This window comes from Moraxella equi (genome assembly GCF_002027555.1).
GTDB classification, from domain to species: Bacteria; Pseudomonadota; Gammaproteobacteria; order Pseudomonadales; family Moraxellaceae; genus Moraxella; species Moraxella equi.
Map to the genome: position 1 here is coordinate 23058 of NZ_MXAP01000012.1, position 21322 is coordinate 44379.

At 42.4% G+C, this 21322-nt stretch carries 17 protein-coding genes; 3 read left to right on the forward strand and 14 right to left on the reverse strand.

What is annotated here, in order from left to right; genetic code table 11:
* Window positions 1–6: 6 nt before the first annotated feature.
* From pyrE to B5J93_RS01095, 7 genes are all read right to left on the reverse strand, one after another.
* Window positions 7–645, reverse strand: a complete 639-nt coding sequence (gene pyrE, locus B5J93_RS01065; protein ID WP_079324054.1) for an orotate phosphoribosyltransferase — start codon at window positions 643–645, stop codon at window positions 7–9.
* Window positions 646–755: 110 nt separating this feature from the next.
* Entirely contained in the window at window positions 756–3104 is a 2349-nt protein-coding gene (locus tag B5J93_RS01070) for a TonB-dependent receptor domain-containing protein (protein WP_079324019.1), read from the reverse strand.
* Between the two features lie 383 nt (window positions 3105–3487).
* Window positions 3488–4366 (reverse strand): translation elongation factor Ts, encoded by an 879-nt coding sequence (gene tsf / locus B5J93_RS01075; protein WP_079324020.1) that lies wholly within the window; start codon window positions 4364–4366, stop codon window positions 3488–3490.
* A 128-nt stretch (window positions 4367–4494) separates the two neighbouring features.
* A complete protein-coding gene (rpsB, locus tag B5J93_RS01080; protein WP_079324021.1) occupies window positions 4495–5247 on the reverse strand; it encodes a 30S ribosomal protein S2 in 753 nt (250 codons plus the stop codon).
* A 266-nt stretch (window positions 5248–5513) separates the two neighbouring features.
* The gene (locus tag B5J93_RS01085; RefSeq protein ID WP_079324022.1) at window positions 5514–5969 is read right to left on the reverse strand and encodes a chemotaxis protein CheX; all 456 of its coding nucleotides are present in this window, start codon (window positions 5967–5969) and stop codon (window positions 5514–5516) included.
* A gap of 133 nt (window positions 5970–6102) precedes the next feature.
* Window positions 6103–6465 (reverse strand): response regulator, encoded by a 363-nt coding sequence (locus B5J93_RS01090; protein ID WP_079324023.1) that lies wholly within the window; start codon window positions 6463–6465, stop codon window positions 6103–6105.
* A 51-nt stretch (window positions 6466–6516) separates the two neighbouring features.
* Window positions 6517–8688 (reverse strand): ATP-binding protein, encoded by a 2172-nt coding sequence (locus B5J93_RS01095; protein ID WP_079324024.1) that lies wholly within the window; start codon window positions 8686–8688, stop codon window positions 6517–6519.
* 1069 nt (window positions 8689–9757) lie between these two features.
* Between B5J93_RS01095 and B5J93_RS01100 the strand changes: the two genes are divergently transcribed.
* The gene (locus B5J93_RS01100) at window positions 9758–10933 is read left to right on the forward strand and encodes a cytochrome-c peroxidase (RefSeq protein WP_228144826.1); all 1176 of its coding nucleotides are present in this window, start codon (window positions 9758–9760) and stop codon (window positions 10931–10933) included.
* Window positions 10934–11078: 145 nt separating this feature from the next.
* On the forward strand, window positions 11079–14264 hold the full coding sequence (locus B5J93_RS01105; RefSeq protein ID WP_079324025.1) for a DUF2339 domain-containing protein: 3186 nt from the start codon (window positions 11079–11081) through the stop codon (window positions 14262–14264).
* Between the two features lie 3 nt (window positions 14265–14267).
* Here B5J93_RS01105 and B5J93_RS01110 read toward each other — a convergent pair whose 3' ends face one another.
* The 7 genes from B5J93_RS01110 to B5J93_RS01140 form a co-directional block, all read right to left on the reverse strand.
* The gene (locus B5J93_RS01110; RefSeq protein ID WP_079324056.1) at window positions 14268–15086 is read right to left on the reverse strand and encodes a putative RNA methyltransferase; all 819 of its coding nucleotides are present in this window, start codon (window positions 15084–15086) and stop codon (window positions 14268–14270) included.
* Between the two features lie 41 nt (window positions 15087–15127).
* Entirely contained in the window at window positions 15128–15340 is a 213-nt protein-coding gene (locus tag B5J93_RS01115) for a hypothetical protein (protein ID WP_079324026.1), read from the reverse strand.
* 67 nt (window positions 15341–15407) lie between these two features.
* Window positions 15408–16199: a hypothetical protein gene (locus B5J93_RS01120; protein WP_079324027.1), complete on the reverse strand. Its 792-nt coding sequence runs from the start codon at window positions 16197–16199 to the stop codon at window positions 15408–15410.
* A 44-nt stretch (window positions 16200–16243) separates the two neighbouring features.
* Entirely contained in the window at window positions 16244–18484 is a 2241-nt protein-coding gene (locus B5J93_RS01125; protein ID WP_079324028.1) for an HD domain-containing protein, read from the reverse strand.
* A 26-nt stretch (window positions 18485–18510) separates the two neighbouring features.
* The gene (locus B5J93_RS01130) at window positions 18511–20094 is read right to left on the reverse strand and encodes a peptide chain release factor 3 (protein WP_079324029.1); all 1584 of its coding nucleotides are present in this window, start codon (window positions 20092–20094) and stop codon (window positions 18511–18513) included.
* An 80-nt stretch (window positions 20095–20174) separates the two neighbouring features.
* Entirely contained in the window at window positions 20175–20543 is a 369-nt protein-coding gene (locus B5J93_RS01135) for a hypothetical protein (RefSeq protein WP_079324030.1), read from the reverse strand.
* On the reverse strand, window positions 20540–20842 hold the full coding sequence (locus B5J93_RS01140) for a toxin-antitoxin system HicB family antitoxin (RefSeq protein WP_079324031.1): 303 nt from the start codon (window positions 20840–20842) through the stop codon (window positions 20540–20542). The genes B5J93_RS01135 and B5J93_RS01140 overlap by 4 nt, the downstream gene beginning before the upstream one ends.
* Before the next feature lie 100 nt (window positions 20843–20942).
* Between B5J93_RS01140 and B5J93_RS01145 the strand changes: the two genes are divergently transcribed.
* Window positions 20943–21305 carry a diacylglycerol kinase gene (locus B5J93_RS01145; RefSeq protein ID WP_079324032.1) on the forward strand — a complete coding sequence of 121 codons (363 nt, stop codon included), beginning with the start codon at window positions 20943–20945 and terminating at the stop codon, window positions 21303–21305.
* The last annotated feature ends 17 nt before the right edge of the window (window positions 21306–21322 follow it).

Sequence of the window (21322 nt, forward strand, 5' to 3'; positions counted from 1 at the left end):
CACCCCCTATACGCCATATTGCTCACGGTAGGCTTGCATTTTTGCCAAATGCTCGGTCTCGCCTTTGTCTTGCAAAAAGGCAATAATGTCATCAATGTCCACCAAGGCAAACACAGGCACGCTAAAATCATCTTTGATTTGCTCTACTGCCGAACGCTCGTCCTGCCCACGCTCTTTGCGGTCAAGGGCGATGACAATCCCAGCTAGGCTCGCCCCTGCATTCCTTAAAATCTCCACCACTTCACGCACAGCCGTCCCTGCGGTCATGACATCGTCAATCACCCACACCGATTTGCCTGACAAATCCGCTCCAACAAGGTTGCCCCCCTCGCCATGCGTTTTGGCTTCTTTGCGGTTATAGCCCCAAGCGGTGTCAATGCCATGCGAACGCCATAGAGTCTGAGCGGTGGTCGCCACAAACGGAATGCCCTTATACGCCGCCCCAAAAATCGTGGGGTTGTCACCCAACTGTCCTGCCAAAATATCAGCATAACCGTTTGAGAGCATATCCAACGCCTTGCCGCCAGACAGTAGTCCTGCATTAAAAAAATAGGGACTGACACGTCCTGATTTTAGGGTAAATTCGCCAAATTTTAAAACGCCATAATCAAGCAGTAGCCCAATAAATTCATTTTTGTTAAACATAAAAATCTCCGATAAAATAAATGATAAAATAATCTCTATTGTACTCTGTTTTGACAAATTTCCCAAATTTTTTACAATAAAAAACGCACCGAGATAGTGCGTTTTTGTCATTAAAATCGTGCTGTGACACCAACGGTAAAAGCTCTGGCAGGTAGCGGGGCGATATAACGCAAGGGTGAGTTATGCGGGCGAGCATCCTCATTAAGCAAATTTGTACCACCAAAACGCAACGTCATCGGACTGCCCAACCAATACACGTCTTTTTTCACATCTGCACTGATAAGTGTGTAGGCAGGTAGTGCTGTCTCGCTTTTGGCGTTTTGATAACGCGGCTCATCATAATACACACCATCAATACCCACTTGCCAATCCTGATACTGCCACTTCACCCCAAGTCCGTAGCGATTGGTTGGCATATTTGGCATATAGATACCGTCGTTATGTAAAGCCACTTCACCAGCATTTAGATGTTTGTTTTTAACCAAATCAGCAAATGACGATATCGTCATACTGCCATAACGCCCCAAATCAAAATCCCGACTCACATCTACCTCAAAACCCGTTACCTGAACGTCATTTTGTTGCCAGTATTTTAATGGCATCCTCGCTCCACCTGTAATCGCCCCACTTGACGCCATATGAATGTAGTCGGTGAACTTACTTGCATACACTGATGCATTTACATCAAAATCCGAACCATCAAATGATACAGACAATTCTTTGCTTTTTACCCGCTCTGGTTTTAGGTTTTGATTGCCTTCTTCGTGTGCCATGATGCTATAATGTAAATTGGATGCATAAAGCTCATTAATGTCAGGTGCTCTTTGGCTATCGGCATAGCGAGCCTTAATGCCCACTTGGTCAAACGGACGAAAAGATGCTTGGATATCATAGCTATCTAGCCCATATTTTCTGCCTTCTAGCTTTGTATTCTTGGCGTTACGATGTGTGGCAAAGTCACCCACAATATCGTGTTCAACACGTTCATGGCGGTAACCCAATGTCAAATCCACAGGCTTAAATGATAGCGTTTCTTGTAAAAACATCCCATAAGTTGTTGTATTCACATTAGGCAGATACACCGATTCGCCCGCTCCTTGAACCTGTCTTTTAGAGCCGTTTACCCCTACCACACCCGACATAAATGATTGGGGCTGATGATAAGCCGATGTGGCAAATTGACTGGTGCGAAAACGGTAGTCATTAGCCAACTGCTCCCCCACATTCTCTTTACTCTGCTCATCAACCCAGCCAGCACGAACGGTCATGCGATTTAGCCAAGGCGAAGCATGATGTGTCTGTGCTTCGACGGCCAGTTTATTTTGCGTGCCATCAATACGCACGGGCTGACCGCTTTTATAATCAAGCCCTGCTCCTAGATTTGACATGGAAAAACCCGGCAGTCCATAGCGACTGTGCTTTGTATCAGCAGATAAAGCGATGTAATTGCTTTTGCCATGTCCTTGCCAAAAATAACTACCTGCCACGCCCAAGCGATGATTTTCAAGATCGCTGTTGCCTAGCTTCTTATGATAATTTTCGGTAATGTCCAAAATTTTATCCACTTTCTCTATCTTGTCGGGGGTACCTGCGACATAATAGGGATTGTCTTTATACCTAGGATTTGGCGTATTGGTGAACACATCTGTCAATTCAAGTCCCCAATCGCTGTATTTATCATGAATCTTGCCCGTTGTCATGTCATAATAATCGGGCATATAGTATTTTTTGGAAGCGATGTTAAATTCGCTTTTGATGACAGGCTGGCGTTGACATGAATTCACCAAATTCATGTCATAGCCAAGCCCGTATTGGTTACGTGAAATTAATTGACTATCACACACACCCGCCTTACTTGCCCCCACAATGTCGTAGCCATCTAACTGCTGAGTAGAATACAAGACATTGACACTGATGTTTTTTTGGTTGTTAAAATTCGCCTTGATGCCATGCGAGTCAATGTCATTAAAACCTTTTTGCAAATGCACTTCAAGCCCCACAGGCTCATCATTAAGATACTTTGGCACAAGACCGCCATCAATCTCTACGCTACCACCAATGGCATGACCACCTTCTTTTACGACATTATTAAACTTTTGCACACCGACCAAACGATGAAATACTGGGTCAAAAGCGATATTTGTCCCTGCACTCATGGCATTTAGTCCATTGACCGCCATGCCATTTTCTGTGATATTAACTCGATTGCCAGATAAGCTACGCACCACGGGCGAACCTGCATGCGGACCAAAACTACTACTCTGCACGCCTGAGATGCCTTTAACTGCATCGCCAAGTGTTTTATTATCTGATAATTTATTATAAATATAGGTGGCGTTTGGTGCTTTTTCATCAAGATAGATGGTCATTGCCGGCAATTGAACGTTGGGCAACTCTTCTGCCATTGCCACCTGAGCCAATATCGCCAACATCGTCAAATTTAATGTACGTAAATGCATAATTACCTCAAAAAAAGTATATTATTACATAACAATTACGCAAAAACAACAAGTATCTTTACACAAATTTCAAGCTCACATACCAACGGAACCTAAAAATTAACACAAATTATAATGCGGGCAATGCACCATTTTGGACTTAGGCTTTTGATAGCACGCATTGTACACCTTAGCCCAAAAACAAGCTTGTAGCACTTTTGGAGTTGTTTGGATATATCATGACATATAATTAATTAAGCTCAAAATACACCACATTAGGTTTTTCGTTCGTGGTGAGCTTGTCGAACCATAACGGAAAACCGTTCACCCGAAGACATATACCAACCGTTAGTGCAGACAATAAAAAACCCAATCACAAGATTGGGTTTTTAGGTAGTGGCATATTAACCTTGGGCGGCAGCTTGGGCGGCAGCAACTTCGGCAGCGAAGTCTTCTTGCTTTTTCTCAATGCCTTCACCAACTTCTAGGCGTTTGAAGCTGATAACAGTGGCGTTTTCGGCTTTTAGGACATCGCCAACTTTTTTGTCGTTGTCGATGACATAAGGCTGATTTACCAAAGTCACTTCGTTTAGGTACTTTTGAACACCACCAGTAATCATCTTCTCGACAACCGCTTCTGGCTTGCCTGACTCTTTGGCTTTGGCTTCGATGATGTCTTTTTCACGAGCTAGGATGTCAGCAGGCACGCTCTCTTCGTTTACCGCCAGTGGGTTGAAGGCAGCAACTTGCATGGCAACGACTTTACCAAGCTCTTCTGAACCACCTTCATAAGATACCACAACACCGATACGCAGACCGTGACGGTAAGCAGCTAGGTTAGCACCTTCGATGATTTCGGCACGGCGAACTTGTACGTTCTCACCGATTTTTTGTACTAGGGCAACACGAGCTTCTTCTACGCTTACACCATCTTCATAAGACAGTGCAGAGATAGCAGTCACGTCTGTGATGTTGTTTGCTAGGGCAAGCTCAGCCACTTTGTTGGCAAATGCGGTGAAGTTTTCATCTTTGGCGACGAAGTCAGTTTGGCAGTTTACTTCTAGTAGGAGTGCTTTGCCAGCCGTTTGGGCGATGATGATGGCACCATCAGCGGCGATGTTACCTGCTTTTTTGGCGGCTTTGGCTTGACCTGATTTACGCAGGTTGTCAATGGCAAGCTCGATGTCGCCATTTGCTTCTTCTAGGGCTTTTTTGCATTCCATCATGCCAAGACCAGTACGGTCACGGAGTTCTTTTACGGTTTTTGCAGATACTTGAGACATGGTAGTTACCTTTTAAACTTATTTTAAATATAGCATATCATACCATCATGAATGCTTGATGACAAATTTATCAAAAAAGGCATGAACGTTTATGCAGACATTCACGCCTTTTATCATAACCCTAAGGATTATTCAGCTTGTTCGGCGTTTGCTTCTTGAGCTTGCTCGCCACCTTTGCCTTGAGTTTTAGCATACTCTTTGCCTGCGATGATGGCATCAGCCATGGCAGTGGCATATAGAGTTACAGCACGGATGGCATCGTCATTGGCTGCGATGACATAATCTACGTTATCAGGGTTTGAGTTGGTATCAACCACACCAATCACAGGAATGCCTAGATTTTTGGCTTCTTTGATGGCGATGGCTTCGTGGTCAACGTCAATCACAAAAATCGCATCAGGCAGACCATTCATGTCTTTGATACCACCCAAAGCACGCTCTAGTTTTTCCATGTCACGGGTACGCTCTAAGGCTTCACGTTTGGTTAGCTTGGCAAAAGTGCCGTCTTCGGCTTGCTTTTCCAGCTCTTTTAGACGAGTGATGGATTGGCGAATGGTTTTCCAGTTGGTCAAAGTACCGCCCAACCAACGATGGTCGATGTATGGCATGCCAGCACGTTGTGCTTGCTCGCGGATGGCTTGACCTGCCGCACGCTTGGTGCCAACAAATAGGATTTTGTTGCGGTTAGCAGCTTGCCCGTTAGCAAAAGTTAAGGCTTCATTGAACTGCTTAACAGTGTGTTCAAGGTTAATGATATGAATGCCGTTACGTGCACCAAAGATGTATTGATTCATCTTAGGGTTCCAGTAGCGAGTTTGGTGACCGAAGTGAGCACCGGCTTCTAGCAAGTCACGCATGGCGATTTGAGTAGGATTTGACATGATGTGTCCTTAAAATTTGGGTTATGCCTCCACGAATGAGTCTTACCGAATTCATCTTATTAAAGTCCATCAAGACTCTTAAATAAGACAAACACCCCGATAAGCCAAAAGCAAGTCCTACATAGATAATCCGGACTTTAATTCGTGTGTGTCATTAGGGTTCGTTAAATAAAATGCTTAAAAAAGCCACTTATTATAACACTTTTATGCCATCAAAGCAAATAAAAAATCACCCATGACTGGCATGGGCAATTTTATCAACGTTATTAGTTGGTATAACCAACACAAATACCAATCACACCATCATGCTCACGCCAATGAAAAGGAATGACATAAGTGCGCTTATCTTTGGGCAAGAAGCTGACACTGGGAGCCCCATCCACAATCTTAGGTGGCGAGATGATAAAATCCGAACCAAACTCTGTGCGTGCATTACCCGATACCGTATTTGCCACTTCACCAATAAGGTCTTTTAATAGCGCCAATGAATTCTCAGGCTCACCCAGTGTGATGAGCAGGTCGCGCAGTAATGGCGTTTCAGCACTTACATATACACAGCCCGTCAAAGGACCTGTGATGGTAATAATACCGCTATAATCATAAGCTAGCGGTGTGGCATTGCTGTTTAGATAAGGCGTGTCCACCTCTGTAAGTTTCTCGCCAACTTGGTCAAAAAATGCCATAACCGAGCTGATAAATACGTTTAATTTTTCTGCTTTCATGCTAATTCTCTTTTTGTTTACTATGCCCTATCTTAAAATGAATTTTCAAATAAAGCAATAGGATTACCCTTAAAATTTCTTTAAAACTGACAAATTATCAATAAATGACACATCATCACTTATTGAATAGAGACTAATCATGCATCAGCTCATCAAGTGCCAAAACCAACTCTTCGTCAGAAAAGGGTTTGCATAGAAAACCACTGGCACCTAATGATAACGCCTGAATACCCGTAGCTTTATCTGACAAAGCTGAGACCACGAGAATACGAACATCCTCATCTAGCGATACTAGCTTTTCAATGCATTCCAATCCATCCATGTGTGGCATGGTTAAATCCATGGTTACCACGTTAGGTTGATGCAATTTAAATTTCTCCACTGCATCAGAGCCGTTAGATGCTGTAGCAACCAACATGAATTTTTCGTTATTATAAGCACGTTGAATACGATTTCGAATGATATTTGAATCGTCTACAACCATTAATTTATACATAAATAAACTCCACCGGAACCCCGCAAGCATTTACCTACGGGGCTTACCATATTACATTGGCAATTTAATCACAAAGCGACAGAATTGACCCTCTTCACTTTGTACATTAATCTTACCACCAAATTCTCTAACACGGTCTTTAACAATATCTAGACCCACACCACGTCCAGCATCTTCATCAGCATGATCTTTGGTGCTAAATCCTGATGAGAACAAGGTGTTCAATAAGCGACTCTTTTCAAAGGCATACACCTCATCTTCAGTATAAGTGCCTTTGGCAATAATACGCTGACGAATCGCTTCATAGTCAATGCCCCTGCCGTCATCTTCCATACTAAAAATAAAGTCGCTCTTATTATCTCCTGCGTAAGACTGCACCATTACTTTTACGGTACCCATCTCGTTTTTGCCATTTTGGACACGAGCGGTGGGCGAGCCAATACCATGAACAATGGCATTACGAAGTAGCTGAACACACAACTCTTTGGTGACGGTTTTTAGGCGTGCAGGAATCTGTTGACCCTCCAACCCTTGAGTGTCTAGTTGTACAAGTTTACCTTGACGTTCGGCAATGTCTTGGGCAAACTGCTCTAAATAATTGCCCAGCTCTTCTTTGGCGTCTACCATGGCAGGCTTGCTAATCTGAGCCGTTTCAGTTCTTAGGTAGTCCTCTTGAGTCTTTGGCATTTCTGGTTGAGCATGCCCCATCATGTTGCGGGCAGCGGCATTAATACGCTCACCAAGACCTGTAATGGTGTTAGACAAGCTAAGCAGTTCATCCAAATGCACAGTCAATGGTAAGAAATCATTACCCGATAGCGTTGCTTGATTCTGTAGTGCATGTAGCTTATTTTCCGCCTCAGAGGCAATCTTGGTAAAGCTATGTAGTTTAAGTGCCGATGCTTCACCTTTTAAGCTGTGCATTTCACGATACAGTGACTTAGTTTTGTTTTGCAGTTCAAATTGTGAGCTACCAGGGTTTTTCAAGGTGTTATTCATTTTCTCAATATGCTTGTGCGTATTGTCAATGAACTCACTAATCACACTAGGGCTTACGTTCAAGATGGTGGTAAGCATCTCAATCTGCATGTCATTTTGGACACGTTCTTGTTCTAGACGTTGCTCTAGACGTACCGCATCTGAAATGTCATTGACGTTCACCAAGATACGAGCAATGTCTTTGCCTTCATACACCCGAGAGAATTTAAAGTCAAGATAGCGATTCTCACTGGTACCATCTTCACTCTCACGCTGAATCATTACCTTATTTAAAGGGTTTAAGCTGTCCACCAGTTTTTCTTTAACACGAGGATTATACAACTGATCAATAAATTTTTGTGTGGTGTCAAGGTCTTTTTCGGAAATGCGGTTACGTAGTACGGTATTTAAGTTCTCACCACCCAAACGCTCAGTACCAATAATATCTATCAGTGCTTTTGAGTGTTGCTGACCGATATTTAGGTCTCTGTCAAGCAGGAACAGACCAGTATTCACTGTCTGCATAATCTCCGCGGTTTCTTGACGTGCCGCTTCGGTCTTAGCATCCGACTCACGCAGACGTCTTAGCACGATGAGAATAAACACGGCAAAATACGCCAAAATCGCACCCACCCCAACGAGCTGAATAATACGAATATTGCGAGCCTGAGTTTCGGCAATGTTCGTTACGTCAGAAGTTAGATCATGCAAAGCGTCATTCATCGCCAAAGATGAAATTTTGGCTTGCTCACCTACCAAACGCAGTGGCGTAATAGAATCTGCAGTAATATCGCTCGCCACCGCCAGATACGCATCTACCCTAGGTTTTAGAGCATTCCATTGTTCTCGTGCCACCTTTAACTGGGCGATTGTACTTTCATTTGTCACCTTTGGCAGCTGATGAACATCACCATGCAAGTCATGGTAGATACCAGCATTTTCAATGGCAGTCAAAGTTGCATCAATAGATTTACTGGTGGCATCTAGACGAGTCAATACCGTTTTCATGTGGGGGGACGTGATGTCCTCACCATAGCTTAATTGCATGTCAAAAATGTCTTTAATGAGTGATTGCGTGTCGTTGGCAACCCAGTGTGTGGCGTTCGCCAAGTTAGAGTTGCGCTCTAGCACGTTTGATGCATAAAAGGTAAATGCAAGTAAGACAAAAATCAATGCCATAAAAAGCGACATCGAGAGAATCAAACCCTGATAACGCCCTGTGGCTGGTGTGGTATTTTGGGGCATATAAAACACTCCTTATGGAAAATGATTGGTGGGTTACATGATGGTACATGAACATCACCCTAAATTCTGCCAAAACCTGCTTTTACTTCTAAATAACCCAGCAATGACTTAAACAAATCAAGCCAAACCCTTTAATAAGGTGCTTTCACAAACACTTTAAATGCAACCGGTGGCACAAGTATTGCTCATTTATTGCAAATTCTAGGCATATATACTTTTTATTATAACACAATTTCAACAAATATCAGCATAAAATTGTTGAGTCTAAAGAAAAAATGAGTAAGAAAATCATAATAAACCGTCATGTACTTGTCATTTATTTTTGTTTATAAAAAAATCCGCCCCAACTACAATCCCACTCCAGTTCCAACTCTGCACACTTTCCATGGCAAAACACCAAGCAGGTTTTAAATTCCTAATCGTTAAAACGCTTGGAATTCTTGTAGGCGATTGCAGAAACCCTGTCTGTATTTCAACAATGGGTTGTGATACAGGCGGACAATTCCAACGCACACAACATTTCCGTGTGCTTTAGTGACGGTGGCTATCCTTATGCTAACACCTCATATATTGTCAAAAATAAATAAAAGCCCATCTACAAAAATAAAAATATTAGCAAAGTTTGGCAAATGATTTATTTTTATAAATTTTAGGAATGAGTGCATTATTATTGACCAACATCAAGACCTGCTTTGTTATTTGTGTTTATTATGTTTCAAATCCACAAAACTTTTGCTGAATTCTTACTATAATACTTGGTTATAAATTAATTTTATTTAAATAATCAATTTTTTGCAATATACAAATTTAGCAAAGCATTTTAATATTAAATCCATAAATAAAATGTGTATTTAGGCGTATTGAGCTTTTATATTTGCAATGAAAAATAGGGGAAATCGCCCGTTTTTCAAGGAAAAAACGTAGGCTGATAGTTGTTCTATCAGACAAGTTTTTGACGATGAAAAACAAGATTTAGCTATTTTTCATGCAAAAACAATTAATTTACTTCTAAATTGTAAATAGTGCTATAAAGGCTCAACACGCCCCAGCCAATCCTTAGGGGATAGCCATGAAAAAATTAGGTTTGTCAATGATTACCGTCTCGTGCCTATTGGTCGTGTTGGCGGTTGTGTTTATCGGTCTGTTTATGCTGACCGAATACGCCCGAATCCCAAGCCAAAGCGAACTTGTCGCCACAGATAAGGTAGGGTCTAACACTGCCAGCACGCCTACCACAGCACAAGGGCTACACGGAGCAACCACAGCCCATCACCTTGCCAGCATGACAAGTCTGGTCAGCACTCGCCCTGATGAACCCATCAAACCCATCGCCATTCCCCAAATTGACAACCCTGCCGTTGTCGCCCTTGGTCAAAAATTGTGGTTTGACACCCGCCTTTCCAAATCGGGCGGTCTGTCGTGCAACTCTTGCCACAACCTAGCAATGGGCGGTACGGACAATATGACAACCTCCATCGGACACAAATGGGCGGAAGGTCCGATTAACTCACCCACCGTGTTAAACAGCGGTCTTGCCATCGCTCAGTTTTGGGACGGACGAGCCAAAAACTTACAAGAACAAGCGGGTGGCCCAATCGAAAACCCACTTGAAATGGCATCCACCCACGAACATGTTGTGGAAGTATTAAACAGCATTCCTGCTTATCAAGATGAGTTCAAATCCGCATTTAGCGACTACACCGATGCCATTACCATTGAGCAAGTGACCAAGGCTTTGGCAAGTTTTGAAGACACGCTTGTTACACCAAACAGCCGTTTTGATAAGTGGCTCGCTGGCGATGACAATGCCATTACCGAGCAAGAACTGCGTGGCTACCAAACCTTTAAAACCTCAGGCTGTGTGGCGTGTCATAATGGCGAACTGTTGGGTGGTGGCTCATTCCAAAAATTTGGCGTATTTGAGCAATACACCACCAAAAACCTAGCCGAAGGTCGTTTTGCGGTCACAGGCAACCCAGAAGACAAACTTAAATTTAAAGTACCAACCCTGCGTAACATTGAGCTAACCTACCCCTACTTCCACGATGGGCAAGTCAATTCCCTAGAAGAAGCGGTTAAAATTATGGGTAAAATTCAGCTGAACAAAGACTTTACCGATGAAGAAATTGCCGATGTTGTGGCGTTCTTAAAGACTTTGACAGGCGAACAGCCCAAGTTCCAACACCCAATCCTACCACCGTCCAACCCCAACACCCCCAAACCCAATCCGTTTGGCAAGTCATAAGGGCGGACAAAAAAGACAATCCTGCAGGGTTGTCTTTTTTATGCTTTAAAAATGGGCTAAAAATAAAGACAATCAATAAACATTCTTAATTCCCTATGTCCAAAATTTATGTTATGCTATATCAAACATTTTTTTGGGGTGTGCGATGGCGGTGTTTGCAACGATTGTAATTATTGTTCTATTTATAATGGTGCTCGGGCATAAAAGTCAGATTGATACGCTTGGCGAACGGCTTGATGAATTGCAAAATGAAATCAACCGTTTGTACAAAGAATTGGACAGACAAAAACACGCCAATGACCTTAGGCACAAAGCAAGCCTTAACCATACGATTGCTCACACGCCTGCCCCAAGCACGCCAAACACATTCCCAACCTCAGACCCTTTGGCAAATATTTCGCCAACCGTCTCGCACCAACCGCCCCAATCTTTATCCGAGCCATTGCCCGAATGGACTGCCACACCTTTTAGCCCCACAACGGACAATCATACCGAAATTCCAAGCCACACAACCGAGCAAACCAATCAACCAACCGAGCCAATCAACACACAACCACTCGGACAGACCGAGCCAATCACCACACCAAGCCTACCGACAAATCCAAAAGGCAAGGCACGCCCCCACTTTAAGAAAAAAATCAAACCAACCAAACGCCCCGAACCAATGTCCGTCATACAGCCTGTTTTGGCGTGGTTTGGCAAAGGCAATCCGATTTTAAAAGTGGGCATTGTGGTGCTGTTTTTGGGCTTGGCGTTTTTATTAAAATTGGCAAGCCATTATATTGAAACACCGCTTTGGCTACGGTATTTGGCGGTGGGCGTGTCGGGGCTTATTGCCACAGGCGTGGGATTACGCCTAACCCAAAAACGCCGAGACTATGGCTTGATTTTACAAGGCTTTGGGCTTGCGGTGATGTATTTGACCACTTTGGCATCGCTCAAACTGGCTCACCTGCTCTCACCCACCACCGCCTTTGTGTTAATGGTGCTGGCGGTCGTTGCCAAAATCGCCCTTGCCGTCCGCCAAGACGCCAAAATCTTGGCACAAATCGCCCTGCTTGGTGGCTTGGCAACGCCCCTTTTGACCGCCACAGGCAGTAATAATTATCTGGCGTTGTTTGCTTATTTGGCGACACTTAACACAGGCATCACCGTCATCGCCAACTGGCGGGCGTGGCGTAGCCTAAATGCCATTAGCGTGACAGGGACTTTTTTCATTGCCTTTTTGTGGCAAGGTGGACTTGATGACGGCGAACGGCTTGGGGCGTGGCTTGCCAGTACCGCGTTTGGCGTTTATCATTTGGCGTTGTATGGCTATATGGTGTGTGCGTACAGTCGCACTTGCACCAATGAACAGTTGCCGTCCCTTGCCAATGACGCACCGCTTGCCGTGATTTTTGAGCATTATATTAAGTCAGGCTTGCAAGCAGGCAAGGTGGACGCTGGGGTGCTGTTTGGCAGTGCCTTGGCAGGGTTTTTGTTTTTGTACAACGCTGTTACGCTTGTGGGCGATAAAGCGACAATGTTAATGGCTTTTGGCTTGGCAGGGCTGTATGTGGTTTTTGCTCTATTGACAAAAACCAACAAGGACAATGAGCCAACCCTTGCCTATGCCTTATGGCTCTTGACAGGCTTGTTTGTGGCACTTGGCATTGGGCTTGGCTTTGATGGTAGGCTGGCGATTGGGCTGTGGGCGTTGCAAGGGGCATTGGTCTATGCCTTTGGACTAAGGCAACAGGCGGTGCAGGTTCGCTGTTTTGCCTTGTTGTTGTTTGTGTTAAGTGCGATTTTGTGGTTTGGCGAATATCACGACTCATATGGCGAACACATTTTGGCAGGCAATGGCTTAGGTAGCGATTACGGCACGCTGTGGCAGGTGCTGGCAGGGTTTTTGGTCTATGGGCTGTGGAACAATTGGCAAGGGGCGGACAAATCGGCTCGTTGGGAAACGAGCGTCCAAAACATCGGCTTGGGACTGACCCTAACGCACGTCTTAATTTTGCCAAGTTTGTGGTTTGGTGAGTTAGCGACAACTTGGGTGCTGATTGTCGGACTTATCCTGCTTGGCGTGTGGGCGTATCGGACTTGCAATAAAGTGGTGGCGGTGGTTGCCCCTGTTGCCTGTGCGTGGACTTTGATTTATGCCATTGATTTACTTAATAATATTGGCATTGTTACCCTAAGTTCGGGACTGGCTATGCTTATTTTGGCAGGGGCGTTGCACCTTAATCCCCACCAAGAAACTAAGCGGTCGCCCCTGCTGTTGTGGTCGGGCGTTTTGACGATTTTGTTTGGACTGGCAGGCTTAATGACAGGCTTTGGCTCGCTTTTGGAAAATCGTATTATTAACAACAACTTACACTTTGGTTGGTCGCTGTGGGCGAGTTTTGCGGTGTTGGCGGTATTTGTCAAAGTCGCCAAAGTCATCACTAACCGCCATTGGCACGCCCTTGCCTTAATCAGTCTAAGTTTTATGCTATTAATGGCATTAACCCTTATCAATACCGTTTTGGAGAGTCCGACCACGCTCGCCCTTGCCGTTCTTGGCATAGCAAGTGTCGGTTTGGGAGCGATCATCATTGCCAGTCAAACACTACGCCCCCTATGGGCAAACCGTGTGCATTTTGCCAACCTTGCCCTTGTGCTTGGCGTGGCAAGTCTAATGCTCGCCCAAAGTCCGCTTGAAAGCCTTGCTCACCTATGGGGTGTGGCAAGTTTGATTTTGCTTGGGGCGGTTTTGTTTGTGCCGTATTTTGGGCGGTTTGCCAACGCCTATCAAAAGTGGGGCGTGCTACTATGCCTTAGCGTGGCAAGCCTTTGGCTGGTTGATGTGGCGGTCTCACAGCCTGTGGCGATTGGTAGCAGATTGCCCGTCATCAATGCGGTGGATATGGTGCAATTGGGCTTGGCTGTGTTGTTTGTCAAGGCGTTAAACACCCAAGCAATGAGCCTTTATCGTTCGCTCTTGATTAAGGCGGGGGCGGTGCTTGTCTGGCTGTGTGTCAGTGCGGTGGTGGTGCGGACTTGGCATTTTTATGGCGGTGTGGCGTGGGACTTTGGGGCGTTCTTTGGCGATTTTGGCATTCAAACCAGTCTGTCCCTACTGTGGGCGGTGATGGGCATTGGGCTGATGATGACGGGCACAAAACGGGAGGCTCGCTCGCTGTGGGTGGTGGGTGTCAGCCTGATTGGCGTGGTGGTTGGCAAATTGTTTTTGATTGATTTGGGTAATAGTGGGGGCGTGGCTCGTATTGTGTCGTTTATTGGCGTGGGGCTTGGCTTACTTCTTGTCGGGTGGTTTGCCCCTGCTCCACCAAAGGGGGAGCATTAACCATCACCCCTGTGTCCTTTTAAAAAGATACAAACAAAATGACGCTGTAGCTTCAAAGTTATTTTGGGTTTTTAGGGCGGTTTTTTTATCCAATTTGGCTTTATAAGTATAGGGCGTCATATCTATCAAATCGGACAAATTTTGGCTATCCAAGCACAGCGGTGCGTCAATCTGCCACTCATCAATCAGCGTAAATTCTGGCGACAGTTCAGTGATAAATTTGGCAGGATTGTGCAAATTAACCCGCTCAAACAACTGCTCACGCATTGCGTACAAATGGCGTGGGGCGGGCGTGGCAACCAGCAAATGACCGCCTGCCGTCAGCACTCTGACCATCTCAGACTTTGGTAAAGGGCTAAAAAAGCTCGTGCAAATGTCCACACTGCCATCCGCCACAGGTAGCACCGAACCTGTGCCCACCACCCAAGTGGTGTTTTTACCAACAGCTTGATTTTTATAAGTTTTTGACGCGGTGATGATGGCGGTTTTGGCGATGTCTAGCCCAATGACAGGGGCGGTTTTGGCAAGCTCACTCGTATAATAGCCTTCGCCACAGCCGATGTCTAGTATCGTTTTAGGCGATAGGTCGGCAATCACTTGGCTGATTTTGGTGCGAAGTGGCTCATAAAATCCGCCCGCCAAAAAGCGTCTGCGAGCCTGCACCGATTCTGGCGTATCGCCTGCGGTGTGGCTGTTTTTGTGTTGAACGACATGCAAATTGACATAGCCGTCCTTGCTAATGTCATAGCTGTGGCGGTTTTGGCAAGTGTAAGTTTTGCCTTGTAAATTTAAGGCAGTATGGCAGATGGGGCAGATGAGCATAGATTTCATTGTTGTTGGTCTTTTGATGGTAATTGCTGATGTTATGATTGGCTGTTGCCTTTTAACTCTTGATAAAATTCTTTATCATCGTCATAACTTGGCGGATTTAATAATATGATTTGAGCTGTGATTAATTTATTATAAACAAGATTAGCTTGTTCTTTGATTGCCTTTAACTCAATCTCCGAAAAATCGCCATAATATTCTTCTCTCCAAAAATACAATTCTGCATTCAATCCATATTTTGTTGCCATAACTCACCAACTATAACCATGAACCCTAAATCAATCTTGAAAAACATTATGGAGTTTTTGCCATTTTCTAGGTTGCGTCTTGCTCAATCTCTATCATATCTTTTAACTTAGGAATATTAGAAATTTTGTTAATAATTTCTTGGCTTAACTTTGTGTATAAATTTTTTACATAATCTTCTTTTTTGTTTAATTCGCAAGAAGTTGCATTGAATATGGTGCCTGCATCTAGCATTTGTAGTTTTTTGTTTTTCCAATCAATCGTAACTTGTTTAAATGGCATAATAATAAAAGGATTTTTATCAAAATCATTTTTTGAAATAAGATTTTTATGAATATTTGTATACACAAATAGCTCATCATACCCAATCAATCCGCATTTCTCCAAATCATCAAGAGTCATAACCCAAAGCAACTCACTGGATTCTAGATATTGATTTAAAAAATAACAAATTAAGAAATTTTCTGAGCCAGAGTGCTTTTTGAAGTGATACACGCTAAAATAATCACTGGTATATTCTTCTTCAGAATCATCATAAATATCATATTCTTTTCTCATTTTAATAATTAAACCACCTAATTTATGCCATTCAAAAATAAAGTATTTAAAAAAATTTGATTGTTCTATTAAGCTTCCATAATAAGAATCGTTAGATACAGAAACTTCATTGTTTGAAATTTCTTGAATTTCTTGAAATGGCTCATGTTCTATGATACAAAATTCATTTAAATTAATAAGACTAGAAAAATTGTTTTTATTCTCAATATCAACTCCAAACTTTGATGATTTTGGGAAAAATTTTAGATTTTTCCATTGTTGGTTGCTGGTTTTGTTTTCTCCAAAATAATATACAGAAATCACATTAATATAATCATCAATATTTAATTTATCATTATTTTTGTTTACTATGCTATTAATATTTTTTTGGCTTCATTTATTTTAGTATTGACCAAATTTAACATCAAACTCTTTATGAAATTACCATTTTCAATATAATTCATAAAATTCTTAGTCCAAGAGTTTCTATTAAAGCTCAACACCTCTTTTGATTCCAATCCATAAAAATCAATTTGAATACCAAATAAACAAAGCTTATCTATATCACAAGAATCAAGCAAGCCAACATTTTGTCCTTTAACAAGCGTTTTGATTTCTCCTTTCATCTCAACCAATGAGCTTGTATCAAAATTTGTAATGGTACAATATAGACTGTACTCCTTGTTCCAAATTTTAAAATTTTTAGAAGGGGGCATTAATTTTTGATTTATTTGGAAATAAAAAGGAGAATTTTTGATAACTTCAATCATTTTCTCTTTTTTTATTTCAATATTGATATCATCTACTAAATTGTCAGATAGCATATTAAGATTCTTTATCATTTTGTGAGATTCTGTATTTTGATTCTTATAGAATTTAATTTTCTCCATTAATTCAAAAATATTTCTGTTTTTAACTGAAATATTCAACATCAACTTCGTACCATATCCTCTTTTCATATGTTCATCTTGGCTTATTTTTTCTATAAAACAATAACCTTGATTGCCTGAAAGTGGCGAAGTCATTTCTATTTTATAAGACGCATTATCAGCGATACTTGTAGTTTCTATGATAATTTTATTATTTTCGGGTTTACCATCTTTTAATAATAAAAATGCACTGTGCAAACCAATGCCAAATGCTCCAGATGGTCTCATCCAAATGGGCATATCCTGCATCAGTCTTTTCTTTTCAATATTACGGCTAGAGCCTGCGATTTTTTGCATATATTGCAAATCTTGCAAACTAATTCCCGTACCTTTATCGGTAATCGATAATTGCCAAATGCTAACATCTGAATCCAAATCGTCTTCCAATTTTTTAAAATCAATATCTATTGGATATTTTTGTAATATTTCTTGGAATTTCTCGTGAAAAGGATGTGAATCATCGGTAATTTTGATGGAGTTCTCTTTGATACCGTGTTCTATCCATATTCTTAGATAAGTTGCATCTATGGCATTTTGGATAAGCTCTCTATAAATATTGGATTCACCATCATACAAATTACTTCCTTGTAATAATTCAATGGCATTTTTTTCATCCAAGGAAAATTTCATCGGTTTATTATTCAAAAGAATTTTAGATGAAGCCATTTTTACATCTAATTTTTGAATGGTTGGTAATAAACCAAACTTGCGATGTGGCACAATGTTTTTCCATTGTGACATTTGGTTTTGCATTTCTTCTTTTAGCCACTCAAACCAACTTTGAGTTTGGATATAAGAATCTTCATCTTTACATTCTGCTGTAATACTAACTGTTTTATTGTCTAACTGAAATTCTCGAATTGCCAAATGTTTGTTCTGATGAGCTGTACTTAAAGTAGGAGTCTTAACAACTTGCTTCATCATTACAGGACAAAAACGATTGTCGTCAATATCAAATAAGTCTCCCAATCGCAATAAGCAAGCAATAAATCTAGGATGGCAGTTTTCTGTTCCCATACCTGTTTGTCGATAAGGCAAATCATTCATTACTTGCTCAAAACTTGCACCATGAGCCAAACAAATTTGACCCAAATAACGATAAATGCGTTTGGGTAAAAGTTCTGTGCGTGGCGAATTAATGCCAAGTGATAAAAATGGGTCTGATATGACCTTTTGAGATTGGGTAGGATGTTTGCGACGATACCATTCAGCAATTAATTGACGATATCTCTCTGTGCCCAAGATAGGATTATCATACATAATGAGAGCATTTTGCCAACCCTGTAAATGCCAAACTTTAGCAAAATCATGCAAATCTTGAGTATTGTCATTGGCTAAATTTTCAATATATTCTTTAAACTCTTTGTTATTAATAACTTCCAAGACTTCTTGGTTATTAAATAGCATACCAATATCGTGCCAATACGCAGATTCCAATAATAACCAAGTGTCTGTTGCTGATAGTAAGTGAATATTGTCTCCCAATAGGCGTTCAATATTCACTAAGATTTGGTGTGAGTGTGATTCATTGTGACTGCTAAAATGCGGATAATAGCTGGCGATATTTTCCAATGCTTTTCCAACCAATTTTTGGTCAAACTCCCATTGAGACAATAAGATTTTAACATTATCATCTTCGTTGGTTTTGCGTTTTAGATGTTCAATTAAACCCGCACTCATTTTTCACTCCTTAAATTATGAATATTTTAGTGTTCACGAGTCGCCCTAAACTCAACTTCTGGATACCGCTCTTGCATTAACTGCAAATTGACACGGCTTGGGGCAAGGTAGGTCAGATAACCACCGCCGTCTAAGGACAGTTGGTCGTGGGCTTTTTTCTTAAATTTTTCAAACGCCACTTTATCATCACAATGCACCCACCGCACGGTAGCGATACTAATTGGCTCAAAGCTACATTGCACCTTATATTCTTCGAGCAAACGATGTGCCACCACTTCAAATTGTAGCACGCCCACCGCTCCCAAAATCAAATCATTATTGATTTGGGGCATAAAGACTTGGGTTGCTCCTTCCTCACTAAGCTGTTGCAAGCCTTTTTGTAATTGCTTGGATTTGAGTGGGTCTTTTAGCACCACACGGCGAAACAACTCAGGGGCAAAGTGCGGAATGCCTGTAAAATTCAAGGTTTCGCCACTGGTAAAACTATCCCCAATCTGAATCGTGCCGTGATTGTGCAAGCCAATAATGTCGCCAGTATACGCCTCTTCTAGGCTTTCACGGTCGCCTGCTAGGAACATCAACGCGTCCGAGACTCGCACTTCTTTGCCAATGCGAATGTGGTTCATTTTCATTCCCCGTTCGTATTTGCCAGAGCAAATTCGCATAAAGGCGACACGGTCTCGGTGTTTGGGGTCCATATTGGCTTGGATTTTAAAGACAAAACCTGTAAAGTTTGGCTCGTCCGCCTTGACCACTCGTTCAACCGCCGTGTGGTCTTTTGGGGCAGGGGCGTATTTGGTTAAGGTGTCTAGCACCATATTCACGCCAAAGTTGCCAAGTGCTGTACCAAATAGGACGGGCGTTTGTTTGCCTGCCAAAAATTCATTTTCGTCCCAATCGCCAAACGCCATTTCGGCAAGTTCCACACCTTCCAAAAACTCATTCCAAAGCAGTTCACCCAAACGGCTTTTGATGTGTTCGTGGTCGTAGCCGTCAAGCGTTTCAATGGCAGTGATTTGTGTACCAAAGCCTTTTTTGTACAGATAAGTTTTGCCATCCAAAAAGCTATACACGCCCACAAAATCTTGCCCCATACCAATGGGATAGCAAAACGGCACGCATGTGATTTTTAGCACGCTTTCAATTTCATCAAGCAGGGCGAGCGGATTTTGGATTTCACGGTCAAGTTTATTGACAAAGCTGATGATGGGTGTGTCTCGCATACGACAAACTTCCATTAGCTTAATCGTCCGCTCTTCCACGCCTTTTGCCCCGTCAATCACCATTAAGGCACTATCAACGGCGGTCAAAGTGCGGTAAGTGTCTTCTGAGAAATCGGCGTGTCCGGGGGTGTCTAGTAGGTTTACCATACACTCGCCATAGGGAAATTGCATTACCGATGTGGTAATAGAAATCCCCCGCTCTTGCTCCATACTCATCCAGTCGGAGGTAGCGTGTTTGTCGGTTTTACGAGATTTGACTTCGCCTGCGGTTTGAATGACCTGCCCCCACAGTAGGAGCTTTTCGGTCATTGTGGTTTTACCTGCGTCAGGGTGGCTGATGATGGCGAAAGTACGGCGTTTTTGGATTTCGGATAAGAGCTTCTTCATAGGGATTTCTTAATCAACATAAAAGGGTTATTATACTTGAAATAACCATAAACTTCACATAAAAAAACCGCCATTAGCAGTCAGTAAGTCAATTTGTCCACGCTTGGCAAATCAAACGGTGGGTGCGTACTAATATCCACCAGCACAATGACGCCATCATAATGACAATAATGCAAAATATATTCGCTTGTCAAATCGCCATTGGCTTGCTTGACATAACATGGCACGCCAAGATGATAATGGTGCAGGCAGTATTTTTGGGCAAATTTGGCGTGCTTGAGTTCTTTTTTGGTGCGGGGATTTGGTAGGACGGACGATTTGTTGCGACCTTTTAAGTGTTTAATGCCACGATTGGTTACGCAAAAGATAAATTCATCAATCGCATCCTTTGTAGCTTCATCAAGATTGTTTAGTTCGCCTTTCAAATAATGAGAAAAAAGAACATTCATGCATTTTTCCCCAAAGTAGGCGAAACATTTCTTGTCCAATGTCTAAGCTCCTCTATGGTCTCAAACTTTGGCACCAATATGCCGTTTTTTAGAGCTTCCTCCTTACTTTCAAAGCCTTTTAACCGTTCTTGCATCACGTCCATATCAAAGACCATGACATCATCAATATGCTTAGGCATATCATTTTCCAAAGTGGCTTTGATGGCGTTTAGGATATAGTCATTGACGCTTACGCCTTGTTTTTCGGCGGTGATGGTGATGGTTTCTTGCATTTCTGGGGGTAGGTCTAGGGTAATCATAACTTATTTATCCAAGTGTTTTTGTCATTATCCCAAAATCTCGGATTTTGTCAATATTGAAAAAATGCTATAATCAACCATTATCACGCAGGAAAAACCCATGTCCGCATTCAACCAAACCAAAGGCTTAAAACGTATCATCAAAACCCTATCTTATTCCAAAGACGGTTTTAAAGTGGCTTTAAAAGAACCTGCCATTTTTCAGTTAATGATGTTACATTTGCCCTTAATGGGCTTGGCATTATGGCTGGATTTTGCTTTGGCGGTTAAGATGATGTTGATTGTTGGCTCATTTTTATCGCTCATTGTGGAGTTTTTTAACACTGCCCTAGAAGCTGCCGTTGACCACACATCTATGGAGCATCACCCCCTTGCCAAAATCGCCAAAGATGTTGGCTCATCTGCTCAGTCGCTGGCACTTATTTTGGTGGCGGTGCTGTGGGGCATGGCGATTTTTGGATAAAAACAAAAAGAGCAAAA

Coding starts and splice junctions, on each gene's coding strand:
- B5J93_RS01105 (WP_079324025.1), top strand. CDS start 11,079: ATGGCGGTGTTTGCAACGATTGTAATTATTGTTCTATTTATAATGGTG.
- B5J93_RS01115 (WP_079324026.1), bottom strand. CDS start 15,340: ATGGCAACAAAATATGGATTGAATGCAGAATTGTATTTTTGGAGAGAA.
- B5J93_RS01110 (WP_079324056.1), bottom strand. CDS start 15,086: ATGCTCATCTGCCCCATCTGCCATACTGCCTTAAATTTACAAGGCAAA.
- tsf (WP_079324020.1), bottom strand. CDS start 4,366: ATGTCTCAAGTATCTGCAAAAACCGTAAAAGAACTCCGTGACCGTACT.
- B5J93_RS01085 (WP_079324022.1), bottom strand. CDS start 5,969: ATGAAAGCAGAAAAATTAAACGTATTTATCAGCTCGGTTATGGCATTT.
- rpsB (WP_079324021.1), bottom strand. CDS start 5,247: ATGTCAAATCCTACTCAAATCGCCATGCGTGACTTGCTAGAAGCCGGT.
- B5J93_RS01095 (WP_079324024.1), bottom strand. CDS start 8,688: ATGCCCCAAAATACCACACCAGCCACAGGGCGTTATCAGGGTTTGATT.
- B5J93_RS01070 (WP_079324019.1), bottom strand. CDS start 3,104: ATGCATTTACGTACATTAAATTTGACGATGTTGGCGATATTGGCTCAG.
- B5J93_RS01090 (WP_079324023.1), bottom strand. CDS start 6,465: ATGTATAAATTAATGGTTGTAGACGATTCAAATATCATTCGAAATCGT.
- B5J93_RS01125 (WP_079324028.1), bottom strand. CDS start 18,484: ATGAGTGCGGGTTTAATTGAACATCTAAAACGCAAAACCAACGAAGAT.
- B5J93_RS01135 (WP_079324030.1), bottom strand. CDS start 20,543: ATGAATGTTCTTTTTTCTCATTATTTGAAAGGCGAACTAAACAATCTT.
- B5J93_RS01130 (WP_079324029.1), bottom strand. CDS start 20,094: ATGAAGAAGCTCTTATCCGAAATCCAAAAACGCCGTACTTTCGCCATC.
- B5J93_RS01140 (WP_079324031.1), bottom strand. CDS start 20,842: ATGATTACCCTAGACCTACCCCCAGAAATGCAAGAAACCATCACCATC.
- B5J93_RS01100 (WP_228144826.1), top strand. CDS start 9,758: ATGAAAAAATTAGGTTTGTCAATGATTACCGTCTCGTGCCTATTGGTC.
- B5J93_RS01145 (WP_079324032.1), top strand. CDS start 20,943: ATGTCCGCATTCAACCAAACCAAAGGCTTAAAACGTATCATCAAAACC.
- pyrE (WP_079324054.1), bottom strand. CDS start 645: ATGTTTAACAAAAATGAATTTATTGGGCTACTGCTTGATTATGGCGTT.